Here is a 17,587-nt window from a genome sequence, read left to right as displayed (position 1 = left end):
TGGGCGCGTCACTTCGTCCCGGACAGTTGCTGCAGGGCGAGGTTCAGCTGCAGCACGTTGACCCGCTCGTCGCCGAGGAAGCCGGCGACCCGGCCCTTGGTGGCATCGTCGATCAGCCGCTGCACCTGCGCGAGCTGCAGACCGCGGGCCTTCGCGACGGCCGGTGCCTGCAGACGCGCGTATGCCGGTGAGATGTGCGGGTCGAGGCCGCTCGCGCTCATCGTGAGCGCGTCGGGCGGCGGGTTGCCCCCGAGCGGTGCGAGCGCCTTCTCACGGGCCGCGACGGCGTCCTGCTGCCGCTTGTCGGTGGCCGGCAGGTTGGACCCGCCGCTCACGTCACCGGCATACTCGGAGGCCGAGTCGCGGCCGTGGAACCACTGGGCGCCCTTCCACTGCTGGCCGAGCAACGACGAGCCGACGACCTTGCCGTCGACCGACACCTGGGATCCGGTCGCCTGGTCGTGGAAGGCGACCCGGCCGACGCCCCAGACGGCAGCCGGGTAGAGCACGCCGACCAGCACGGTCAGCACGAGGAAGATGCGCAGCGCCGCGAGGGTCTGGCGGCCGATGGTGAGTGATGAAGTGGTCATGGGTCACATCCCCGGGAGGAACTGGACGATGAGGTCGATGATTTTGATCCCGATGAACGGCGCGATCACGCCGCCCAATCCGTAGATCAGGATGTTGCGCGCGAGCATCTGGTCGGCGCGCAGCGGACGGTAGCGAACTCCCTTGAGCGACAAGGGGATCAGCGCCACGATGATCAGGGCGTTGAAGATCACCGCCGACAGGATCGCCGAGTTGGACGAGTGCAGCCGCATGATGTTGAGGCTGTCGAGACCCGGGTAGATCGCCACGAACATCGCCGGGATGATCGCGAAATACTTCGCCAGGTCGTTGGCGATCGAGAAGGTGGTGAGCGCGCCGCGGGTGATCAGCAACTGCTTGCCGATGCCGACGATGTCGATCAGTTTGGTCGGGTCGGAGTCGAGGTCGACCATATTGCCGGCCTCCTTGGCCGCCGACGTGCCGGTGTTCATCGCGACCCCGACGTCGGCCTGCGCGAGGGCCGGCGCGTCGTTGGTGCCGTCACCGGTCATCGCGACCAGCCGGCCGCCCTCCTGCTCGGTCCGGATCAGACGCATCTTGTCCTCGGGCGTCGCCTCGGCGAGGAAGTCGTCGACTCCGGCCTCATCGGCAATCGCCTTGGCAGTCAACGGGTTGTCCCCGGTGATCATCACCGTGCGGATGCCCATCCGGCGCAGCTGCGCGAAGCGTTCCACCATGCCGGGCTTGATCACGTCCTTCAGATGTATGACGCCGACCGCGTCCGTCGCGCCACCCTCACAGCCGACCGACACCACCAGGGGAGTGCCGCCGTCGGCGGACACCCGGTCGGCGATCGCCATCGCCTCGTCGGCGCCGGCGCCGCCGGACTCGCGCACCAGACGGCACACCGACCCGGCCGCGCCCTTGCGCAGCTGCGTGCCGTCGGGCAGGTCGACCCCGCTCATCCGGGTCTGTGCGGTGAACGGCACGACCGTTGCCCCGGAAGGCGAATCATGATGGGTGCCAAGCCGATCCGCGGTCCAGTCCACGATCGAGCGGCCCTCCGGTGTTTCGTCGGCGAGCGAGGACAGGTGCGCCAGCCGGTGCACCTCGCTCGCCTCGCCGTCCCCGACCACGATGATGTCGGCGGCCTGCCGGTTGCCCAGCGTGATCGTGCCGGTCTTGTCCAGCAGCAGCGTGGACACGTCACCGGCGGCCTCGACCGCGCGGCCGGACATCGCCAGCACGTTGCGCTGCACGAGCCGGTCCATCCCGGCGATGCCGATCGCGGACAGCAGCGCGCCGATCGTCGTCGGGATCAGGCAGACGAGCAGTGCGACAAGCACCAGCACACTCGGCTTCGGACCGTTCCAGCCGGCGAGCGACGGGATGGTCGCGACGGCCAGCAGGAAGATGATCGTCAACACCGTGAGCAGGATGCCGAGCGCGATCTCGTTGGGTGTCTTCTGGCGTTCGGCGCCCTCGACCAGGGAGATCATCCGGTCGATGAACGTCTCGCCGGGCCTGGCGGTGATGCGCACCACGATCCGGTCGGACAGCACCGTCGTGCCGCCGGTGACGGCGCACCGGTCGCCGCCGGCTTCCCTTACCACCGGGGCGGATTCGCCGGTGATCGCGGACTCATCGACGGTTGCGATGCCCTCGACGACGTCGCCGTCACCGGGGATCACCTGACCGGCCTCGACCACCACGCGATCGTCGAGCTTCAGCTCCGCGGCCGGGACCTCCTCCTCGCCCCCGCCATACGTGATGCGACGGGCGGTGGCAGTCGCGCGGGTCTTGCGCAGGGTGTCGGCCTGCGCCTTGCCGCGCCCCTCGGCGACCGACTCGGCGAGATTGGCGAACAGGATCGTGGCCCAGAGCCAGATCGCGACCAGGAAGGAGAACCACGACGGATGGATGCAAGCCAGCACCGTGGTCAGCACGGCGCTGATCCAGACGACGAACAGCACCGGCTGCCGCACCAGGTGCCGGGGGTCGGCCTTGCGCAGTGCGCCGGGCAGCGACTCGACGGCTTGAGTGGTCAGCGAACTCATGGTATTGGTCGTTCCTTCGTTCTCGATTGCGGGCCTCATGAGGTTGCTCGTGCCTCTTTCCTCGACTGCGGGCCTCGCTCGTTCCTCGCTCGTGTCCTCGTCTCGGTCGGCACTCATGACAGGGCCTCCGCGAGCGGACCGAGCGCCAGCGCGGGCAGGAAGGTCAGTCCGGTGACCAGCAGTGCCACGCCGACCATCAGGCCGGAGAAAAGAGGTGTGTGGGTGGGCATGGTGCCCTCGGTGGTCGGCCGCTGGTGCTGCGCCGCGAACGCACCCGCCAAGGCGAGCACCAGGAACATCGGCAGGAACCGGCCGATCAGCATGCAGGCGCCGAGCGTCAGGTTGAGGTAGGGCTGGTCGGCGGTCAGCCCGGCAAATGCCGAACCGTTGTTGTTCGACGCCGACGCGTAGGCGTAGAGCATCTCGCTCAGGCCGTGCGGACCCGTCGCGAGCATCCCGGCCTTCGCCTTGCTCACCACGAGCGCGGCGGCGGTGCCGACCAGCACCAGCGCGGGCGTCACGATCGTGTAGAGCGCGGCATACGTTATTTCCTTGCGCCCCACCTGTTTTCCGAGGATCTCCGGGGTGCGGCCGACCATCAGCCCGGCGATGAAGACCGCCAGGATCGCGACGACCAGGGCGCCATACAGGCCGGAGCCGACGCCGCCGGGAGTGATCTCACCGAGCAGCATGTTGGTGAGCGCGCCGCCGCCGCCGATCGGGCTGTACGACTCGTGCATCGAGTCGACGGCACCGGTCGAGGTGGCGGTGGTCGAGTTCGCGAACAGGGCCGACGCCCAGACGCCGAGTCGCACCTCCTTGCCTTCCATCGCGCCGGTCGGCGACGTCGATGCCGCCTGCTCGGCCCAGGTGATGACCACGAGCATCGCGGTCCAGAGGAAGGCCATGAAGCCCACGACCGCGAGGCCTTGCCGCTTGTCGCCGACCAGCCGGCCGTAGGTGCGCGGCAGCGAGAACGGGATGACCAGGATCAGGAAGATCTCGACCAGGTTGGTGAACGCGTTGGGGTTCTCGAACGGGTGCGCGGAGTTGGCGTTGAAGTAGCCGCCACCGTTGGTGCCGAGCTCCTTGATCGCCTCCTGGCTCGCGACCAGGCCACTCTCGATCGTCTGGTGACCACCGGTGATCGTGCTGATCGTCTGTGGCGCCGACAGGTCCTGTATGACGCCACCGGCGAGCAGCACCACGGCCCCGACGAACGCGATCGGCAGCAGCACTCGCACGACGGCCCGGGTGAGGTCCACCCAGAAGTTGCCGATCGTGCCGGTGTGCCGGGCGGCCAGCCCCCGGATCAGCGCAATCGCGACAGCGATGCCGACCGCGGCGGAGACGAAGTTTTGCACCGCGAGGCCGAGCGTCTGGACGAGCGCGCTCGCCCCGGACTCGCCGGCGTAGCTCTGCCAGTTGGTGTTGGTGACAAATGAGATCGAGGTGTTGACCGCGGTGTGCCAGTCCATCGACGCCCCGCGCGCGAGCGGCAGGTGCTGCTGCATCATGAGCAGCGCTCCGAGGAAGACCAGGCTGACCACGGTGAACGCGCCGACCGACACGGCATACCTGCTCCAGCGCTGGCTCGAGCGCGGGTCGACCCCGCAGAGCCGGTAGAACGCCCGCTCGACCGCGAGGTCACGATCACTGGTGAAGACCCGCGCCAGGTAGTCGCCGAGCGGCACGTGGACCGCGGCGAGGGCGAGGACAAGGACTCCGATGGTCAGCAGTCCGCTGACTTGCTCGCTCATCAGAACTTGTCCGGGCGGATCAGGGCGTAGACGAGATACGCCAGGAGGGCGAGCGCGATGACGCCCGCGACGAGATATTCGGCCATGCCGTCAGCCAACGCGGCGGTATGGCGTCAAACCCCTTCGTTGACGCTGCTTTTGCGGGTGTTGACGCGTTCTTTACGGGTCCGCTCGGGCGGGTCGTGGCGCGATGCACATCCCCTCGCCGCGGCGTTGCTCGTCCACAGCCTGGCTGCGTCCCGGTGGTGCAGCGTGGGCCAGCCGATCGATGCTGCAGCGAGCGGGGCGGAAGGGAGGTCGGATGCTGGCGTGGGCGACGCTGGTGAGCGCACTGGTCGCCGCGATCGCCTCCGTCGTCGGTGCGTGGCGGCAGTGGTGGACCTGGTCGGTGGACCGGCGGACGAAGCGATTCGAAGATGCGCTGGCCCGCGCGCTCTCCGACAACGATCGGGAGGCGGAAATCGGCCGGGCACAGTTGGCCGGCATGGTGCGACGTGGCGAGCTCAGGCGACGAGACAGCGGGTGGGTGGATGACACGATCGCCAGAGCTCTTGGTGACCCACCGGCCGGTTCAGGCAATGAGGATGTGCTCGCGCCAGAGCCGCGGTTAGACGATGATGGGGTGAACTAATTCGGAGGTGAGCTATGGCGATCTTTGTGACGAGGCGCCAGATCTCGGCGGCGAAGCTGCGTCTCGCACTCGATGAGGCGTTGGGACGGCGCAGTGCGGAGTGGGCTGTTCGCGTTGCGAACGCGAAGCCGCGTAGCGAGACGCAGTCGACCGGGCACCGCTGAGCCCAGGTCGTCAGCCGTCGAGTTGCTCGATGGTCGCCACGCTCGGCCCGCGGGTGGTCTGCAGGTCGCGGGCGACCGCCTCGGCGTCGCGCAGCACCCGCAGCACGTTGCCGCCGGCCACCTTGGCCAGGTCCTCGTCCGACCAGCCGAGATCGGCCAGCGCCGCGAACACCTTGGGATAGCCGGTGACGTCTTCCAGCCCCGCGGGCAGGCTGGGCACTCCGTCGTAGTCGCCGCCGACGCCGAGGTGGTCGATGCCGGCGACCTCGCGGATGTGCACGAAGTGGGCGACCACGTCGTCGATGGTCGCGACCGGCTCGGGGTGGTCGGCCGCCCACTGCTTGGCGAACGGCTGGAACGCGGCCAGATCGGTCGGGGTGATGCCGGCCTCGCGGGCGGCGTCCTGCGCATCGGCCCGCCACTTGGCCGAGGCGGGCGAGACGAAGCCGGGCACGAAGGTCGACATGATCACGCCGTTGTTCTTCCGCAGCGTCTCCAGCACGTCGTCGGGGGCGTTGCGCGGATAGTCACACACCGCCCGCGCCGAGGAGTGGCTGAAAATGACCGGCGCCTGCGACGCGGCGAGCGCAGCGCGCATGGTGTCCGCGGACACGTGCGACAGGTCGACCAGCATGCCGAGGCGGTTCATCTCGCGCACCACCTCGACCCCGAAGCGGGTGAGGCCGCCGTGCACCGGCTCATCGGTCGCCGAGTCCGCCCACGGGTTGTTGTCGTTGTGGGTCAGCGTCATGTAGCGCACACCCAGCACGTAGAGCATCCGCAGCGCCGCGAGTGAGCTGTCGATCGACTGACCGCCCTCAGCGCCGAGCAGGGAGGCAATGCGGCCGGACCGGAAGACCGACTCCACCTCGTCGGCGGTCCGGGCCAGGCCGAACGCCTCCGGCCAGCGGCCGATCATCTGGTGCACCGCGTCGATCTGTTCGAGCGTCTGGGTGACCGCCTGGCTGCCGGGCAGATTGGACGGCACGTACACCGACCAGAACTGTCCGCCGACGCACCCCTTGCGCAGCCGCTCGATGTCGGTGTGCGTGCGTCCCGCGGTGCCGGCCGCGAGGTCCAGCTTGTCGAAGTCGTAGCCGACGAGGTCGCGCGCGGCATACGGCAGGTCGTTGTGACCGTCGATGAGCGGGTGCTCGCGCAGCAGCGTGATGACACGGTCGAGGCTGGTGGTGTCGGTGGTCGCCATACCGTCATCACATCACGATTCGATGGGGCCACTTGCCGTCCCATAGAGTTGACGGCATGGAATCCCGCAGCGTCGCCCTGGTCACTCTTGGGTGCGCTCGCAACGAGGTCGACTCCGAGGAGCTCGCCGGCCGGCTCGCGGGGGAGGGCTGGACCCTCGTCGACGACGCGGCCGACGCCGACGTCGCGGTGATCAACACCTGCGGGTTCGTCGAACAGGCCAAGAAGGACTCGATCGACGCGCTGCTCGAGGCGCGCGACCTGAAGGACCACGGGCGCACCCAGGCGGTCGTCGCCGTGGGCTGCCTGGCCGAGCGGTATGGCGAGCAGCTGGCCGCGCAACTGCCCGAGGCCGATGCGGTGCTCGGTTTCGACTCCTATGCCGACATGTCCGGGCACCTCAGCGCGGTACTCGCCGGGCATGCGCCCGCCTCGCACACCCCTGGTGACCGTCGCAAGCTGCTGCCGATCAGCCCGGTCGCCCGTCAGGACGCCGGGGTGGCCGCACCCGGGCACGGCGACGTGCGCCGGCCGGACGATGTCGAGGTCGCCTCGCCGGTGTCGTCGCCGCGGGTGATCCGCGCGCGACTCGACGGACGGCCGTGGGCGCCGCTGAAGATCGCCTCCGGCTGTGACCGGCGGTGCGCGTTCTGCGCGATCCCGTCCTTCCGCGGGGCGTTCGTCTCCCGTCGCCCGTCCGACGTGCTCGCCGAGGCGCGCTGGCTGGGGCAGCGCGGCGTGCGTGAGGTGTTCCTCGTGTCGGAGAACTCCACGTCATACGGCAAGGATCTGGGCGACCTGCGCCTGCTCGACACGATGCTGCCGGAATTGACTGCGGTGGAAGGCATTTCGCGGGTGCGGGTGTCCTACCTGCAGCCTGCCGAGATCCGTCCGGAGCTGCTCGACGTGATGGCGCAGACACCGGGCGTGGTGCCCTACTACGACATCTCCTTCCAGCACGCGAGCGGACCGCTGCTGCGCCGGATGCGGCGTTTCGGCGACCGCGAGTCGTTCCTGCACCTGCTGGGCGAGGTGCGCCGTCGTACCCCGGACGCCGGCATTCGCAGCAACGTGATCGTCGGCTTTCCCGGCGAGACCGACGACGACCTGGCCGAGCTGGAGGACTTCCTCACCGAGGCGCGGCTCGACGTGGTCGGTGTCTTCGGCTACTCCGATGAGGACGGCACCGAGGCCGAGACGTATGACGGGAAGTTGCCCGACGCCGAGGTTGCGGCCCGGCTAGAACACTTCCGCACGCTGGCCGAGCAGCTGAACGAGCAGCGCGCCGCCGAACGCATCGGACAGACCGTCGAGGTGCTGATCGAGTCCGACGGCACCGGCGCGGAGGACGATGGTGAAGTTCGTGGACGCGCTGCGCAGCAGGGGCCGGACGTCGACGGCGAGACGATCCTCACGGTGCCGGCCGGGTCGGTCGCGATCGGCGACGTGGTCTCCGCGCGCGTGACCGACACGCTCGGCATCGACCTGATCGCGGCGCCTGAGCCGACCGCATGAGTGCGGCCGAACGCCGGGACGGCCGGGCGCGGCGCGACGAGCGGCCGACCGCCCGGGAAGAGTTGGACCGTCGGCGTGCGGAGGCCGGCCGCGAGATCGAGCGCCGACGGGCGGAGTTCGAGCGGCGCCGGGCGGAGTTCGAGCGGCGGCGTGCCGCCGGGGAGCCGATCATCGCCCCGCCGATGCCCGACCCGGCGTCGGTGCAGAGCACCGGGGTCAGCAACTGGAACATCGCGAACGCGCTGACGATGTTCCGGGTGTTGCTCGTGCCGGTCTTCGGCTGGTTGCTGCTCGCGCAGGGCGGCCACGACACCGGCTACCGACTCGGCGCGGTCGCGGTCTTCGCGATCGCCTCGATCACCGACCGGATCGACGGCGACCTCGCGCGGTCGCGCAACCTGGTCACCGACTTCGGCAAGATGATGGACCCGATCGCCGACAAGGCGCTGATGGGCATGGCGCTCATCGGCCTGTCGGTGATCGACCGCCTCCCGTGGTGGGTCACCGTGGTGATTCTGGTCCGCGAGGTCGGCATCACCCTGCTGCGACTGTCGGTCATCAAGCACGGCGTGCTGCCCGCCAGTCGCGGCGGCAAGCTGAAGACCTTCCTGCAGGCGATCGCCATCGGCCTGTTCCTGTTGCCGATCACCGGGTGGTTCGACGTGGTGGCGTGGGTGGTCATGCTCGCCGCGCTCGCGATCACCGTGGCGACCGGTGTCGACTACGTCTTCCGGGCGTTGCGCCTGCGGCGGGACAGCGAACGCTCGCGCGCGCGCCGTGCCCGCAGGGCCGCCCGCAAGGACTGAGACGTAAGGAAACTCGCCATGGACGACGTTGCTCTGATCGCCGAACTCACCCGCCGTGGCGCCACGATTGCGGCAGCGGAGTCGCTCACCGGTGGTCTGGTGACCGCGGCGCTGACGTCCGTGCCCGGTGCGAGCGCGGTGGTGCGTGGGGGAGTCACGTCATACGCGACGGACGTGAAGGCGAGCATGCTGGGTGTCGACGAGTTCCTGCTGCGTGCCGGTCGTGCGGTGCAGGCCGAGGTCGCCCGGCAGATGGCGCAGGGTGTGCGGCGGCGGATGGGCGCAACCCACGGCGTGGCCACGACCGGCGTGGCCGGCCCGGAGCCACAGGACGGCGTCGCCGTCGGCCGGGTCTTCATCGCGGTGGCCTGGGAGGACGCGCCCGGGGTGCCGGTCGACGAGGTGCGCATGCTGGAGCTGACCGGTGACCGGGAGCAGATCCGCACAGCGACGGTGCGCGCTGTGCTCGCCCTGCTCGCGCAGTGCGCGGTCGAGGGCAAATGACCGGGAATGAATCAGCCGGCGGTCCCGGTTGTCGCCGGTGGTGACTGCGGCCATGTCGCTCGACGGACCGTCAGGTCCGGGGTTTAGAGTGGTCGCATCGGACGAATCAACGGCACGCGAGTGGAGGAGGCGCCATGATTCTGCTTCGTCGAGAGCTCGGTGACGTGCTGCGTCAGGCGCGCCAAGCCCAGGGGCGCACTCTGCGTGATGTCGCCGCGAGCGCCCAGGTTTCGCTGGGCTACCTGTCGGAGTTGGAGCGCGGCGAGAAGGAAGCCTCGTCGGAGTTGCTGGCCGCGGTGTGCGAGGCCCTCGGGGTGCGACTGTCCGAAGCCATGCACCAGGTCTCCGAGCGACTGGTCCTCGCCGAGGCGATGACCGCGCCCGTGCCGCTGCCGGTGCCGGCAGCCGAGCCGGTCGTCTCCGCAGCCTGATCTTGGGCGTGCTGCGTCAGCGCACGCCCTGGCAGGTCGGGCAATGAAACATCACCCGATCGTTCGGTGGTTCGCCGATCGGTGCCACCTGCACGGTCCCGCCGCAGCGTCGGCAGGCGCGACCGCCTCGACCGTGCACCGCGGCTTCTTCGTCGAAACGCTCTCGATGCGCGGCGTGCGTCAGCATGCGCCGGGCGGTGTCCAGCAGGTCCTGCAGCGTCTCGATCGGCAGCTCGCCGACCGGTGTCCACGGGTCGAGTCGCTGCGCGAAGAGCGGCTCCGCGGTCCAGATGGTGCCGAGTCCGGCCAGGTTGCGCTGATCGAGCAGTGCGGCGCCGAGGGCACGGTCCGGCGCCGCCCGCAGGTTCTGTATGGCGCGTTGCGCATCCCAGTCGTCGCCGAGCAGGTCCGGGCCGAGGTGCCCGACCAGCCGGTCCTCGTCGCGGGTCGCCACCAGGTCGAGCATGCCCAGGCTGGTGCCGATCGCGGTCCAGTCGGCGGTCGCGAGCAGCGCCCGGATGCTGCGCGGTCCGACCGCGGCGCGCGTCATCGTGCTGGTGCGGCGCAACCGCCAGCTGCCCTCCATCCGCAGGTGGCTGTGCAGGGTGAGGCCGCCGGAGAGTCGGTGCAGCAGGTGCTTGCCACGGGATGCGACCTCGATCGTGGTGCGTCCGTGCAGGCTGCGGTCGCCGAGGCTCGGCCAGCGCAACTCGGCACCGACCAGCGGCGCACCACGAAACGCCTGGTCGAGGCGGCGAGCGGTGCGCCAGACGACATCACCCTCCGGCATGGCCCGATCATCTCAACACTCGTATGACGCGCCCCTAGCCGGCCGCTTCGTACCCTGACGTGCATGACATCCGTTCCGGCCGAGCCGATGCGGCGTCCGTGGTGGCAGCGGCACGCCGTCGACGTGGTCGCCCTCTTCTTCGGGGTCGCGATCATCGGCACGGAGTGGCACCAGCGGACCCAGCCCGGCCAGCGCCCGCTGGACGCGTTGGGCATCGTGCTCGGACTGGTCGCGGTTGCAGGGGTGCTCGCGCACCACTGGCGGCCGGTCGCTGCGCTGCTGGTGCCCGCGAGCGCGATTGTCGCCTACCTGCTGCTGCACTATCCGAACGGGCCGATCTTCGTGCTGGGGCCGCTCGGATTGTTCGTCTTCGGCTTCTCCGGGCCACGCCAGCTAAGCCGGTGGCTGAGCCCCGTCGTGATGGCGGTCGTCGCGACCTGCGCGCTGCTCACCGACACCGACGACTGGCCACGTGCGGCCATGGTGGTCGGCTGGAGTGTTGTCGCGATCCTGCTCGCCGACCTGATCCGCACTCGCTTCGAACGCTCCGTCGAGCGGCGAATCGCCCTGCAACAACAGCGAAAGCGGGCTGAGGCCGAGCAGCAGCTGGAGCTTGCGCGGGACCTGCACGACAGCGTCGCGCACGCCCTCACCGCGATCAACGTGCAGGCCGCGCTTGCCGAACGCGTGGTGCACAGCGCCCCTGATGAGGCCGTCGAGGCGGCCCGCGCGATCCGGATGAGCAGCCGCGACGCGCTCGCCGAACTCAATGCGATCGTGCGGTCGCTGCGTGAGCCGGGCGCCGCGCCGACCCGGCCCCAGCACTGCCTCTCGGCCATCGACGTGCTCATCGAGCGCGCACGGGAGGCCGGGCTGACCGTCGAGGTGGAGCTGTCGCTGCCCGCCGAACTGTCCGACGATGTGCAGGCTGCGTCATACCGGGTGGTGCAGGAGAGCCTGACCAATGCGGTGCGTTACGCACCCGGTTCGCACGTGCGTCTGCGCGTGCGCGGCGTGGATGGCGGACTGCAGGTCAGTGCGGCCGACGACGGTGCCGCACCGGGGGAGACGGTGCATCCTCCCGGTGGCGGTCACGGTCTGATCGGTATGGCGGAGCGGGTCCGCGCGACCGGTGGCACACTGCGGCATGGGCCGTCCGGCCCGGGTTTCGTGGTTGAAGCACGTTGGGAGAGCGTGTGATTCGGGTAGTGGTCGCCGACGACCAGGCGTTGGTGCGTCGCGGGTTCGCTGCGCTTCTGGCGCTCGAGTCGGACATCGAGGTCGTCGCAGAGGCGACGACCGGCGATGAGGCGGTCGCCGCAGCCCGGGAGCAGTTGCCCGATGTGCTGCTGATGGACATCCGGATGCCCGGCAGTGACGGTCTGGAGGCGACTCGGCAGATCACCGGCGACCCCTCACTGGAGGGCGTGCGGGTCGTGATACTCACCACCTTCGACCTGGACGAATACGTCTTCCAGGCTTTGCGATTCGGGGCGAGCGGATTTCTGGTCAAACACACCGAGCCCGACGAGCTGATCCGGGCGGTGCGGGTGATCGCAGCTGGCGATGCGCTGCTGTCCCCCAACGTCACTCGGCGGCTGATCCACCGATTTGCAAGCGGCACAGCGCATTCGGCGACCCCGGCAACCCAAGAACCGGAGCTGGCCAAACACCTGACCGAGCGCGAGCGCGACGTGGTGGCGCTGGTCGGGCAGGGCTTGTCCAACGACGAGATCGCCGCGCAATGGTTCGTCAGTCAGGCAACGGTGCGCACCCACGTGAGCCGGGCGATGACCAAACTGCATGCCCGTGACCGGGCGCAGCTCGTGGTGATCGCCTACCAGCACGGACTCGCGGAACCGCCCGCGGTGGACTGATCCGCTCAACATCTGACGTACACCGATCTCTGCGCCCGGGCGACGTGCGCGACCCCGCGCCGGCGGAATCGTTGCCGTCATGGATACGACACAGCAGTTTGACGCGGTCGCAGTCATCGGCCTGACCAAGAGGTATGGCCGACGCACCGTCGTGGATCATGTGGACCTGCACATCCCGGCAGGTTCGGTAACCGGGCTGATCGGGCCCAACGGTGCAGGCAAGACCACCGTGATGTCGATGCTCCTCGGGCTGGTGCGGCCGACCGACGGGCGCGGCACGGTGCTGGAGCATGACCTGCGGGAGCCCAAGGCATACATGTCGCAGGTCGGCGCGCTGATCGAAGCGCCGGCGTTCTATCCAAACCTGCCCGGCCGGGAGAACCTCGTGCACCTGTGCCGGCTCGGCGGACATGACCCTTCGGAGATCGACGGCATCCTCGACCTGGTGGGTTTGTTGGGCCGAGAAGGGGATTCGTACGGGTCCTACTCACTCGGCATGAAGCAGCGGCTGGGCATCGGCGCGGCGTTGCTCGGCGACCCCCGCCTGGTCATCCTGGATGAGCCGACCAACGGTGTCGACCCGGCCGGCATGCGCGACATCCGCGCAATGGTGCGGCGCATCGCCGACAGCGGCCGCACCGTCCTGGTCTCATCTCATCTGCTCGCCGAGTTGGAACACGTCTGCGATCACCTGATCGTGCTGGATCAGGGTGGCCTGCGTTATCAGGGAACGCTCGCCGGACTGCCCGCCACCCGCGACGAGGTCATCCTGCTGCGCGGGCGGATGGCGGCGGACGAGGAACGCCTCGTGCAGCTGCTGCGCACCGGCGGGCACGTCGTCGAGCACACCGCGACCGGCCTCGCCGTCAGCGTCGGCGACCTGGACCCGGCGACCCTGGCCGGCGACCTCAACCGCACAGCAGCCGACGGCGGCGTGAACCTCGTCGAGCTGCACCACCGCACCGAATCACTCGAGGACCGGGTCCTGGGCCTGGTCGGAACAGGAAGTCGATCATGAAACGCGCATTCATCGCCGAGTGGACCAGGCTTGCCCGGCCCCGAACCTGGCTGATCGCAATACCTTTCACCATTCTCTACTCCGCGGTGCTCACGGTCGTGATGATCGTGACGGCCCCACAGCGGTCGTTCAGCGGGGGCGTGAGCATCGACGCGTTGTCGCAGTCCGGCGGAGGCACCCTCGCCGTCACCGCGGCGGTGGCCTTCACCTCCGTGCTGCTGCTGGCGGTCTTCGTCGGGATGAGCGCGGGCGCCTTCTCCCGGGGCACCTGGCGAGCGTCCCTACTGCACCATCCCGGCCGGATGTCGCTCGCGACCGGGACATTCGTCGCCCGGATAGCGATCAGTGCGGTCATCATCGTGGTGCTGTTCGTGGCGGGACTGGCCACGGCATACATCGTCGGACCGGGCCAGGGCGTCGACACCACCAACTGGCTGGATGCACAGTCGCTGCGCACCGCCGGCGAGGACATGCTGCGCGTGCTGGTCTTCGTGACCGGTTGGGGCCTCATCGGCACGCTGGTCGGCATTGCGACCCGGTCGGTGCCGATCGGACTCGGCGCGGCGATCCTCTGGGCCGGCCCGATCGAGAACGTGCTCGGCGACAACCTCCAGTTCGGCCGCGACTTCTTCCCCGGTCTGCTGCTGCGGTACGTCGTGACTAGCGACAACGCCGCGGTCACCGGTGGCGCGCTCACGCTCCGGCTGGCGGCGTACGGCGTGGTCGCAGCCGGGGCCTGTGCGCTGTTGCTCAGCCGGCGCGACGTTTCGAGCTGACCGGTCGGTCGGGGTGGGCTGATCTTGCAATCCGGACGATGGTTACAAGACATTATGTGATTGATAACCTCACCGCATTCTGTTCGATATCGAGGAGGTGCCCGGTGAGCGTGGTTCAGCACACCCCCGACCTACGCGGCACATTCCGGCATGCGGTGTCCAGCGCCTGGGTGGTGACCAGCGCCTACGACGAGGTGCCGGTCGGTTTCACCGCGATCTCGGTGGTGTCGGTTTCGGTCTCGCCGCCGCTGGTCTCGTTCAACCTGAGCAAGACCTCCTCCAGCCGGACCACCATCGAACGCAGCGGGCGCGTTGCCCTGCACCTGCTGGCCGATCACCAGGAGCATCTCGCGCACCGGTTTGCCGGCGACCGCAACCGGCGCTTTGAGCCGGACGGCGAATGGCATTGGCATCCGGACGGATTGCCTGCGCTGCGCGATGCGGTATGCCGACTCGACTCCCGCGTTGTGGCGCTCACCGACGCCGGGGACAGCTTCGTGGTGATCGCCCAGGTCGAGGCGCAGGAGACCTCGGGCGGACGCCCGCTGATGCACCACCACGGTAGTTACCACGCAAGCCCGACCGACCGATTGGCCGAGGAGGCCTACCGATGAGTGACCTGAAATTCGCCTACTGGGTGCCGAATGTCTCCGGTGGACTGGTGATCAGCAAGCTGCCGCAGCGCACCAGTCACAGCCCCGGCTATAACATCGACGTCGCCAGGACCGCCGAACAGTACGGCTTCGAGTACGCCCTCACGCAGGTGCGCTACCTCGCGTCATACGGCGCGGACGCGCAGCACGAGTCGACGTCGTTCTCCCAACTGCTGCTCGCGCACACCGAGCGGCTGAAGGTCATCGCGGCCGTGCATCCGGGCTTCTGGCAGCCGGCGGTGCTGGCCAAGCTCGCGGCCACCGCGCAGGAGTGGAGCGGTAACCGGTTCGCGCTCAACGTCGTATCCGGTTGGTTCAAAAAGGAATTCACCAACCTCGGTGAGCCATGGCTGGACCACGAGGAGCGCTACCGGCGCTCGGAGGAATTCATCGAGGTGCTCAAGGGTGCCTGGAGCACGGATGACTTCAGCTTCCGGGGCGACTTCTACCGGACACGCGACCTGACCTTCCGTCCGCAGCCGGAGGTCGCGCCCGAGGTCTTCCAGGGCGGCAATTCCACCTCGGCCCGGCGCATGGGCGGGCGCCTTTCCGACTGGTACTTCATGAACGGTGGCACGGTCGACGCGATCGCCGAGCAGGTCGAGGAGGTCGAGGGCTACGGCCGCGAGTTCGGCCGCCGGCCGAACTTCGGGCTGAACGGCTTCGCCGTGGTGCGCGACACCGAGGAGGAGGCCCGTCAGGTGGTGCAGGAGATCATCGACAACGCTGATGCGGACAAGGTGCGTGACTTCGGCGAGGCGGTGAAGGCGGCCGGCAGCGCGACATCCGACGGCAAGGGCATGTGGGCCGGCTCCGATTTCAACGACCTGGTGCAGTACAACGACGGTTTCAAGACCGGCCTGGTCGGCACCCCGGAGCAGGTCGCCCAGCGCATCGTCGACTACAAGCGGGTCGGCGTGGACCTTCTCCTGCTGGGTTTCCTGCACGTGCGCGAGGAGGTCGAGCGTTTCGGCAAGCAGGTCATCCCATTGGTGCGCGAGCTGGAGTCTGCTGCCGACCGCAAGACCGCCTGAGGCCGGCCGTATGACGCAGCAATCCGACGAGGACCAGGACCGCACGTGGGGATTCGCGACTCGCGCCGTGCACGCGGGAGCGCGCCCGGACCCGGTGACCGGATCACGGGCAGTGCCGATCCACGAGAGCACCGCGTTCGTCTTCGAGAATGCCGATGACGCGGCCAACCTGTTCGCGCTGCAGAAGTACGGCACGATCTACAGCCGGATCGCCAACCCGACGGTGGCCGCGTTCGAGGAACGCATGGCGAGTCTCGACGGCGGTCTCGGCGCAGTGGCGGCGAGCAGCGGGCAGGCGGCCGCGTTCCTGGTCTTCGCCGCGCTGACCGGCGCCGGTGACCACATCGTCGCCGGATCGCAGCTGTATGGCGGGACGGTCAACCAGCTGAACGTTTCGCTGCGCCGGTTCGGAGTCTCGACGACCTTCGTGTCCAGCGGTGAGCCGGACGATTTCGCGGCGGCGATCACCGACGACACCAAGCTGGTTTTCGTTGAGTTGCTCTCCAACCCGTCGTCCGAGGTGGCCGACATCGCGGCCCTCGCCGACGTCGCGCACGCTGCGGGCGTCCCACTGGTGGTGGACGCGACGAGCGCGACTCCCTACCTGGCGCGACCGATCGAGCATGGCGCGGACATCGTGGTGCATTCGGCGACCAAGTTCATCGGCGGACACGGCACCACGATGGGTGGCGTCGTGGTCGAATCTGGTCGATTCGACTGGGGCAACGGCAAATTCCCGACGATGACCGAGCCGTCCGACTCCTACAACGGCATCTCGTGGTGGGACAACTTCGGCGAGTACGGCTTCCTGACCAAGCTGCGTAGCGAGCAGCTGCGGGACATCGGATCCTGCCTGTCCGCGACCGCCGCCTTCCAACTGCTGCTCGGCCTGGAGACGCTGCCTTACCGGATGAGTGCCCATGTCGCCGGGGCCCAGCGGGTCGCGGAGTGGCTGCACAAGGATCCGCGGGTGGAATGGGTGCGCTACGCCGGCTTGCCCGACAACCCGCACCGCGACCGGGTGCGTCGCTACCTGCCCCGCGGGGCCGGATCGGTCTTCTCCTTCGGCGTCGTCGGCGGTCGCGAGGCGGGGCAGCGGTTCATCGAGTCGGTGGAGCTGTGTAGCCACGTCGCCAACATCGGCGACGCGAAGACCCTCGTCATACATCCGGCGAGCACCACGCACCAGCAGCTCAATGACGAGCAGCTGGCCGCAGGCGGAGTGCCGCCGGACCTGGTGCGGATCAGTGTCGGTATCGAGGACGTCGACGACATCCTCTGGGACCTTGACCAGGCGCTCACTCGCGCGACGAAGGATCTCTGATGCCGGATGACACGTGGGTTGCTCCGTCGGCGCGCACCCGGCAGCGCATCCTGCAGCGCACCAAGACCGTCGCCATCGTCGGCGCCTCCGCGAACCCGGCACGGGCCAGCTTCTTCGTGGCCACCTACTTGCTGTCGACGTCCAATTACCAAGTGTGGTTGGTCAATCCGCGCGCCGACGAGATCCTGGGCCAGCCGGTCTACCCGTCCCTGGCGGAGCTGCCGGGAAAACCCGATCTGGTCGATGTCTTCCGCAAGCCGGCGGATCTCCCGCAGGTGCTCACCGAGGCGACCGAGGCCGGGACGCGGGACTCTCTGGTTGCAGCTTGGCCTCTGGGACCAGCAGGTCGCGCAGGACGGGACCGATGCCGGGCTGGACGTGGTGATGAACCGCTGTCTGAAGATCGAGCACGCCCGCTTCCACGGTGGACTGCACCTGGCTGGGTTCGATACCGGTGTGATCAGCTCGCGTCGGCGGCTCGCCGACTGACCG

18 protein-coding genes and 1 pseudogene are annotated in these 17,587 nt (G+C 68.9%); 13 read left to right on the top strand and 6 right to left on the bottom strand.

The features are described from left to right. Positions 1 to 8: 8 nt before the first annotated feature. The 4 genes from kdpC to kdpF form a co-directional block, all read right to left on the bottom strand. Positions 9 to 590: a potassium-transporting ATPase subunit KdpC gene (gene kdpC, locus N2M23_RS07900; protein WP_265444578.1), complete on the bottom strand. Its 582-nt coding sequence runs from the start codon at positions 588 to 590 to the stop codon at positions 9 to 11. Between the two features lie 3 nt (positions 591 to 593). Beyond that, positions 594 to 2,606, bottom strand: coding sequence for a potassium-transporting ATPase subunit KdpB (gene kdpB, locus N2M23_RS07895; protein WP_265444577.1), 2,013 nt, complete (start codon positions 2,604 to 2,606; stop codon positions 594 to 596). Between the two features lie 113 nt (positions 2,607 to 2,719). Next, on the bottom strand, positions 2,720 to 4,366 hold the full coding sequence (gene kdpA / locus N2M23_RS07890; protein ID WP_265444576.1) for a potassium-transporting ATPase subunit KdpA: 1,647 nt from the start codon (positions 4,364 to 4,366) through the stop codon (positions 2,720 to 2,722). Beyond that, entirely contained in the window at positions 4,366 to 4,464 is a 99-nt protein-coding gene (gene kdpF, locus N2M23_RS07885) for a K(+)-transporting ATPase subunit F (protein WP_265444574.1), read from the bottom strand. The genes kdpA and kdpF overlap by 1 nt, the downstream gene beginning before the upstream one ends. A 203-nt stretch (positions 4,465 to 4,667) precedes the next feature. On the opposite strand from kdpF, the gene N2M23_RS07880 reads away from it, so the two are divergent. Further along, positions 4,668 to 4,997, top strand: coding sequence for a hypothetical protein (locus N2M23_RS07880; RefSeq protein WP_265444572.1), 330 nt, complete (start codon positions 4,668 to 4,670; stop codon positions 4,995 to 4,997). Positions 4,998 to 5,171: 174 nt separating this feature from the next. Here the strand turns inward: N2M23_RS07880 and N2M23_RS07875 are convergent, their stop codons facing one another. Beyond that, positions 5,172 to 6,368 (bottom strand): dipeptidase, encoded by a 1,197-nt coding sequence (locus N2M23_RS07875; RefSeq protein WP_265444571.1) that lies wholly within the window; start codon positions 6,366 to 6,368, stop codon positions 5,172 to 5,174. Positions 6,369 to 6,424: 56 nt separating this feature from the next. On the opposite strand from N2M23_RS07875, the gene rimO reads away from it, so the two are divergent. The 4 genes from rimO (at position 6,425) to N2M23_RS07855 (ending at position 9,623) form a co-directional block, all read left to right on the top strand. Beyond that, complete coding sequence (rimO, locus tag N2M23_RS07870; protein ID WP_265444569.1) at positions 6,425 to 7,882, top strand: 30S ribosomal protein S12 methylthiotransferase RimO; 1,458 nt, start codon at positions 6,425 to 6,427, stop codon at positions 7,880 to 7,882. Further along, positions 7,879 to 8,688 carry a CDP-diacylglycerol--glycerol-3-phosphate 3-phosphatidyltransferase gene (gene pgsA, locus N2M23_RS07865; RefSeq protein ID WP_341870585.1) on the top strand — a complete coding sequence of 270 codons (810 nt, stop codon included), beginning with the start codon at positions 7,879 to 7,881 and terminating at the stop codon, positions 8,686 to 8,688. The genes rimO and pgsA overlap by 4 nt, the downstream gene beginning before the upstream one ends. An 18-nt stretch (positions 8,689 to 8,706) precedes the next feature. Continuing rightward, the gene (locus N2M23_RS07860) at positions 8,707 to 9,192 is read left to right on the top strand and encodes a CinA family protein (protein ID WP_265444567.1); all 486 of its coding nucleotides are present in this window, start codon (positions 8,707 to 8,709) and stop codon (positions 9,190 to 9,192) included. A gap of 134 nt (positions 9,193 to 9,326) precedes the next feature. Continuing rightward, positions 9,327 to 9,623 (top strand): helix-turn-helix domain-containing protein, encoded by a 297-nt coding sequence (locus tag N2M23_RS07855; protein ID WP_265444566.1) that lies wholly within the window; start codon positions 9,327 to 9,329, stop codon positions 9,621 to 9,623. Positions 9,624 to 9,639: 16 nt separating this feature from the next. Here the strand turns inward: N2M23_RS07855 and N2M23_RS07850 are convergent, their stop codons facing one another. Next, positions 9,640 to 10,413, bottom strand: coding sequence for a DNA-formamidopyrimidine glycosylase family protein (locus N2M23_RS07850; protein ID WP_265444565.1), 774 nt, complete (start codon positions 10,411 to 10,413; stop codon positions 9,640 to 9,642). Positions 10,414 to 10,476: 63 nt separating this feature from the next. Between N2M23_RS07850 and N2M23_RS07845 the strand changes: the two genes are divergently transcribed. The 8 genes and pseudogenes from N2M23_RS07845 (at position 10,477) to N2M23_RS07810 (ending at position 17,584) form a co-directional block, all read left to right on the top strand. After that, entirely contained in the window at positions 10,477 to 11,613 is a 1,137-nt protein-coding gene (locus N2M23_RS07845; RefSeq protein WP_265444563.1) for a sensor histidine kinase, read from the top strand. Beyond that, the gene (locus N2M23_RS07840; RefSeq protein WP_265444561.1) at positions 11,610 to 12,290 is read left to right on the top strand and encodes a response regulator transcription factor; all 681 of its coding nucleotides are present in this window, start codon (positions 11,610 to 11,612) and stop codon (positions 12,288 to 12,290) included. Before N2M23_RS07845 ends, N2M23_RS07840 begins: the two co-directional genes overlap by 4 nt. Positions 12,291 to 12,369: 79 nt before the next feature. Continuing rightward, a complete protein-coding gene (locus N2M23_RS07835) occupies positions 12,370 to 13,308 on the top strand; it encodes an ABC transporter ATP-binding protein (protein WP_265444559.1) in 939 nt (312 codons plus the stop codon). Continuing rightward, positions 13,305 to 14,084, top strand: a complete 780-nt coding sequence (locus tag N2M23_RS07830; RefSeq protein ID WP_265444558.1) for a hypothetical protein — start codon at positions 13,305 to 13,307, stop codon at positions 14,082 to 14,084. Before N2M23_RS07835 ends, N2M23_RS07830 begins: the two co-directional genes overlap by 4 nt. 104 nt (positions 14,085 to 14,188) lie before the next feature. After that, a complete protein-coding gene (locus N2M23_RS07825) occupies positions 14,189 to 14,698 on the top strand; it encodes a flavin reductase family protein (protein ID WP_265444556.1) in 510 nt (169 codons plus the stop codon). After that, positions 14,695 to 15,771, top strand: a complete 1,077-nt coding sequence (gene sfnG / locus N2M23_RS07820) for a dimethylsulfone monooxygenase SfnG (protein ID WP_265444554.1) — start codon at positions 14,695 to 14,697, stop codon at positions 15,769 to 15,771. Before N2M23_RS07825 ends, sfnG begins: the two co-directional genes overlap by 4 nt. 10 nt (positions 15,772 to 15,781) lie before the next feature. Beyond that, positions 15,782 to 17,095, top strand: a complete 1,314-nt coding sequence (locus tag N2M23_RS07815; RefSeq protein WP_265444553.1) for an O-acetylhomoserine aminocarboxypropyltransferase/cysteine synthase family protein — start codon at positions 15,782 to 15,784, stop codon at positions 17,093 to 17,095. Continuing rightward, positions 17,095 to 17,584: pseudogene (locus tag N2M23_RS07810) on the top strand (CoA-binding protein). The gene N2M23_RS07815 and the pseudogene N2M23_RS07810 overlap by 1 nt, the downstream one beginning before the upstream one ends. The last annotated feature ends 3 nt before the right edge of the window (positions 17,585 to 17,587 follow it).

The organism is Flexivirga meconopsidis, from assembly GCF_026162425.1.
Classification (GTDB): domain Bacteria; phylum Actinomycetota; class Actinomycetes; order Actinomycetales; family Dermatophilaceae; genus Flexivirga; species Flexivirga meconopsidis.
This window is presented reverse-complemented; position numbering and strand designations above follow the sequence as displayed.

Coding starts and splice junctions, on each gene's coding strand:
- rimO (WP_265444569.1), top strand. CDS start 6,425: ATGGAATCCCGCAGCGTCGCCCTGGTCACTCTTGGGTGCGCTCGCAAC.
- N2M23_RS07855 (WP_265444566.1), top strand. CDS start 9,327: ATGATTCTGCTTCGTCGAGAGCTCGGTGACGTGCTGCGTCAGGCGCGC.
- N2M23_RS07860 (WP_265444567.1), top strand. CDS start 8,707: ATGGACGACGTTGCTCTGATCGCCGAACTCACCCGCCGTGGCGCCACG.
- N2M23_RS07815 (WP_265444553.1), top strand. CDS start 15,782: ATGACGCAGCAATCCGACGAGGACCAGGACCGCACGTGGGGATTCGCG.
- N2M23_RS07875 (WP_265444571.1), bottom strand. CDS start 6,368: ATGGCGACCACCGACACCACCAGCCTCGACCGTGTCATCACGCTGCTG.
- sfnG (WP_265444554.1), top strand. CDS start 14,695: ATGAGTGACCTGAAATTCGCCTACTGGGTGCCGAATGTCTCCGGTGGA.
- N2M23_RS07845 (WP_265444563.1), top strand. CDS start 10,477: ATGACATCCGTTCCGGCCGAGCCGATGCGGCGTCCGTGGTGGCAGCGG.
- kdpB (WP_265444577.1), bottom strand. CDS start 2,606: ATGAGTTCGCTGACCACTCAAGCCGTCGAGTCGCTGCCCGGCGCACTG.
- pgsA (WP_341870585.1), top strand. CDS start 7,879: ATGAGTGCGGCCGAACGCCGGGACGGCCGGGCGCGGCGCGACGAGCGG.
- kdpA (WP_265444576.1), bottom strand. CDS start 4,366: ATGAGCGAGCAAGTCAGCGGACTGCTGACCATCGGAGTCCTTGTCCTC.
- kdpC (WP_265444578.1), bottom strand. CDS start 590: ATGACCACTTCATCACTCACCATCGGCCGCCAGACCCTCGCGGCGCTG.
- N2M23_RS07850 (WP_265444565.1), bottom strand. CDS start 10,413: ATGCCGGAGGGTGATGTCGTCTGGCGCACCGCTCGCCGCCTCGACCAG.
- N2M23_RS07835 (WP_265444559.1), top strand. CDS start 12,370: ATGGATACGACACAGCAGTTTGACGCGGTCGCAGTCATCGGCCTGACC.
- N2M23_RS07880 (WP_265444572.1), top strand. CDS start 4,668: ATGCTGGCGTGGGCGACGCTGGTGAGCGCACTGGTCGCCGCGATCGCC.
- N2M23_RS07830 (WP_265444558.1), top strand. CDS start 13,305: ATGAAACGCGCATTCATCGCCGAGTGGACCAGGCTTGCCCGGCCCCGA.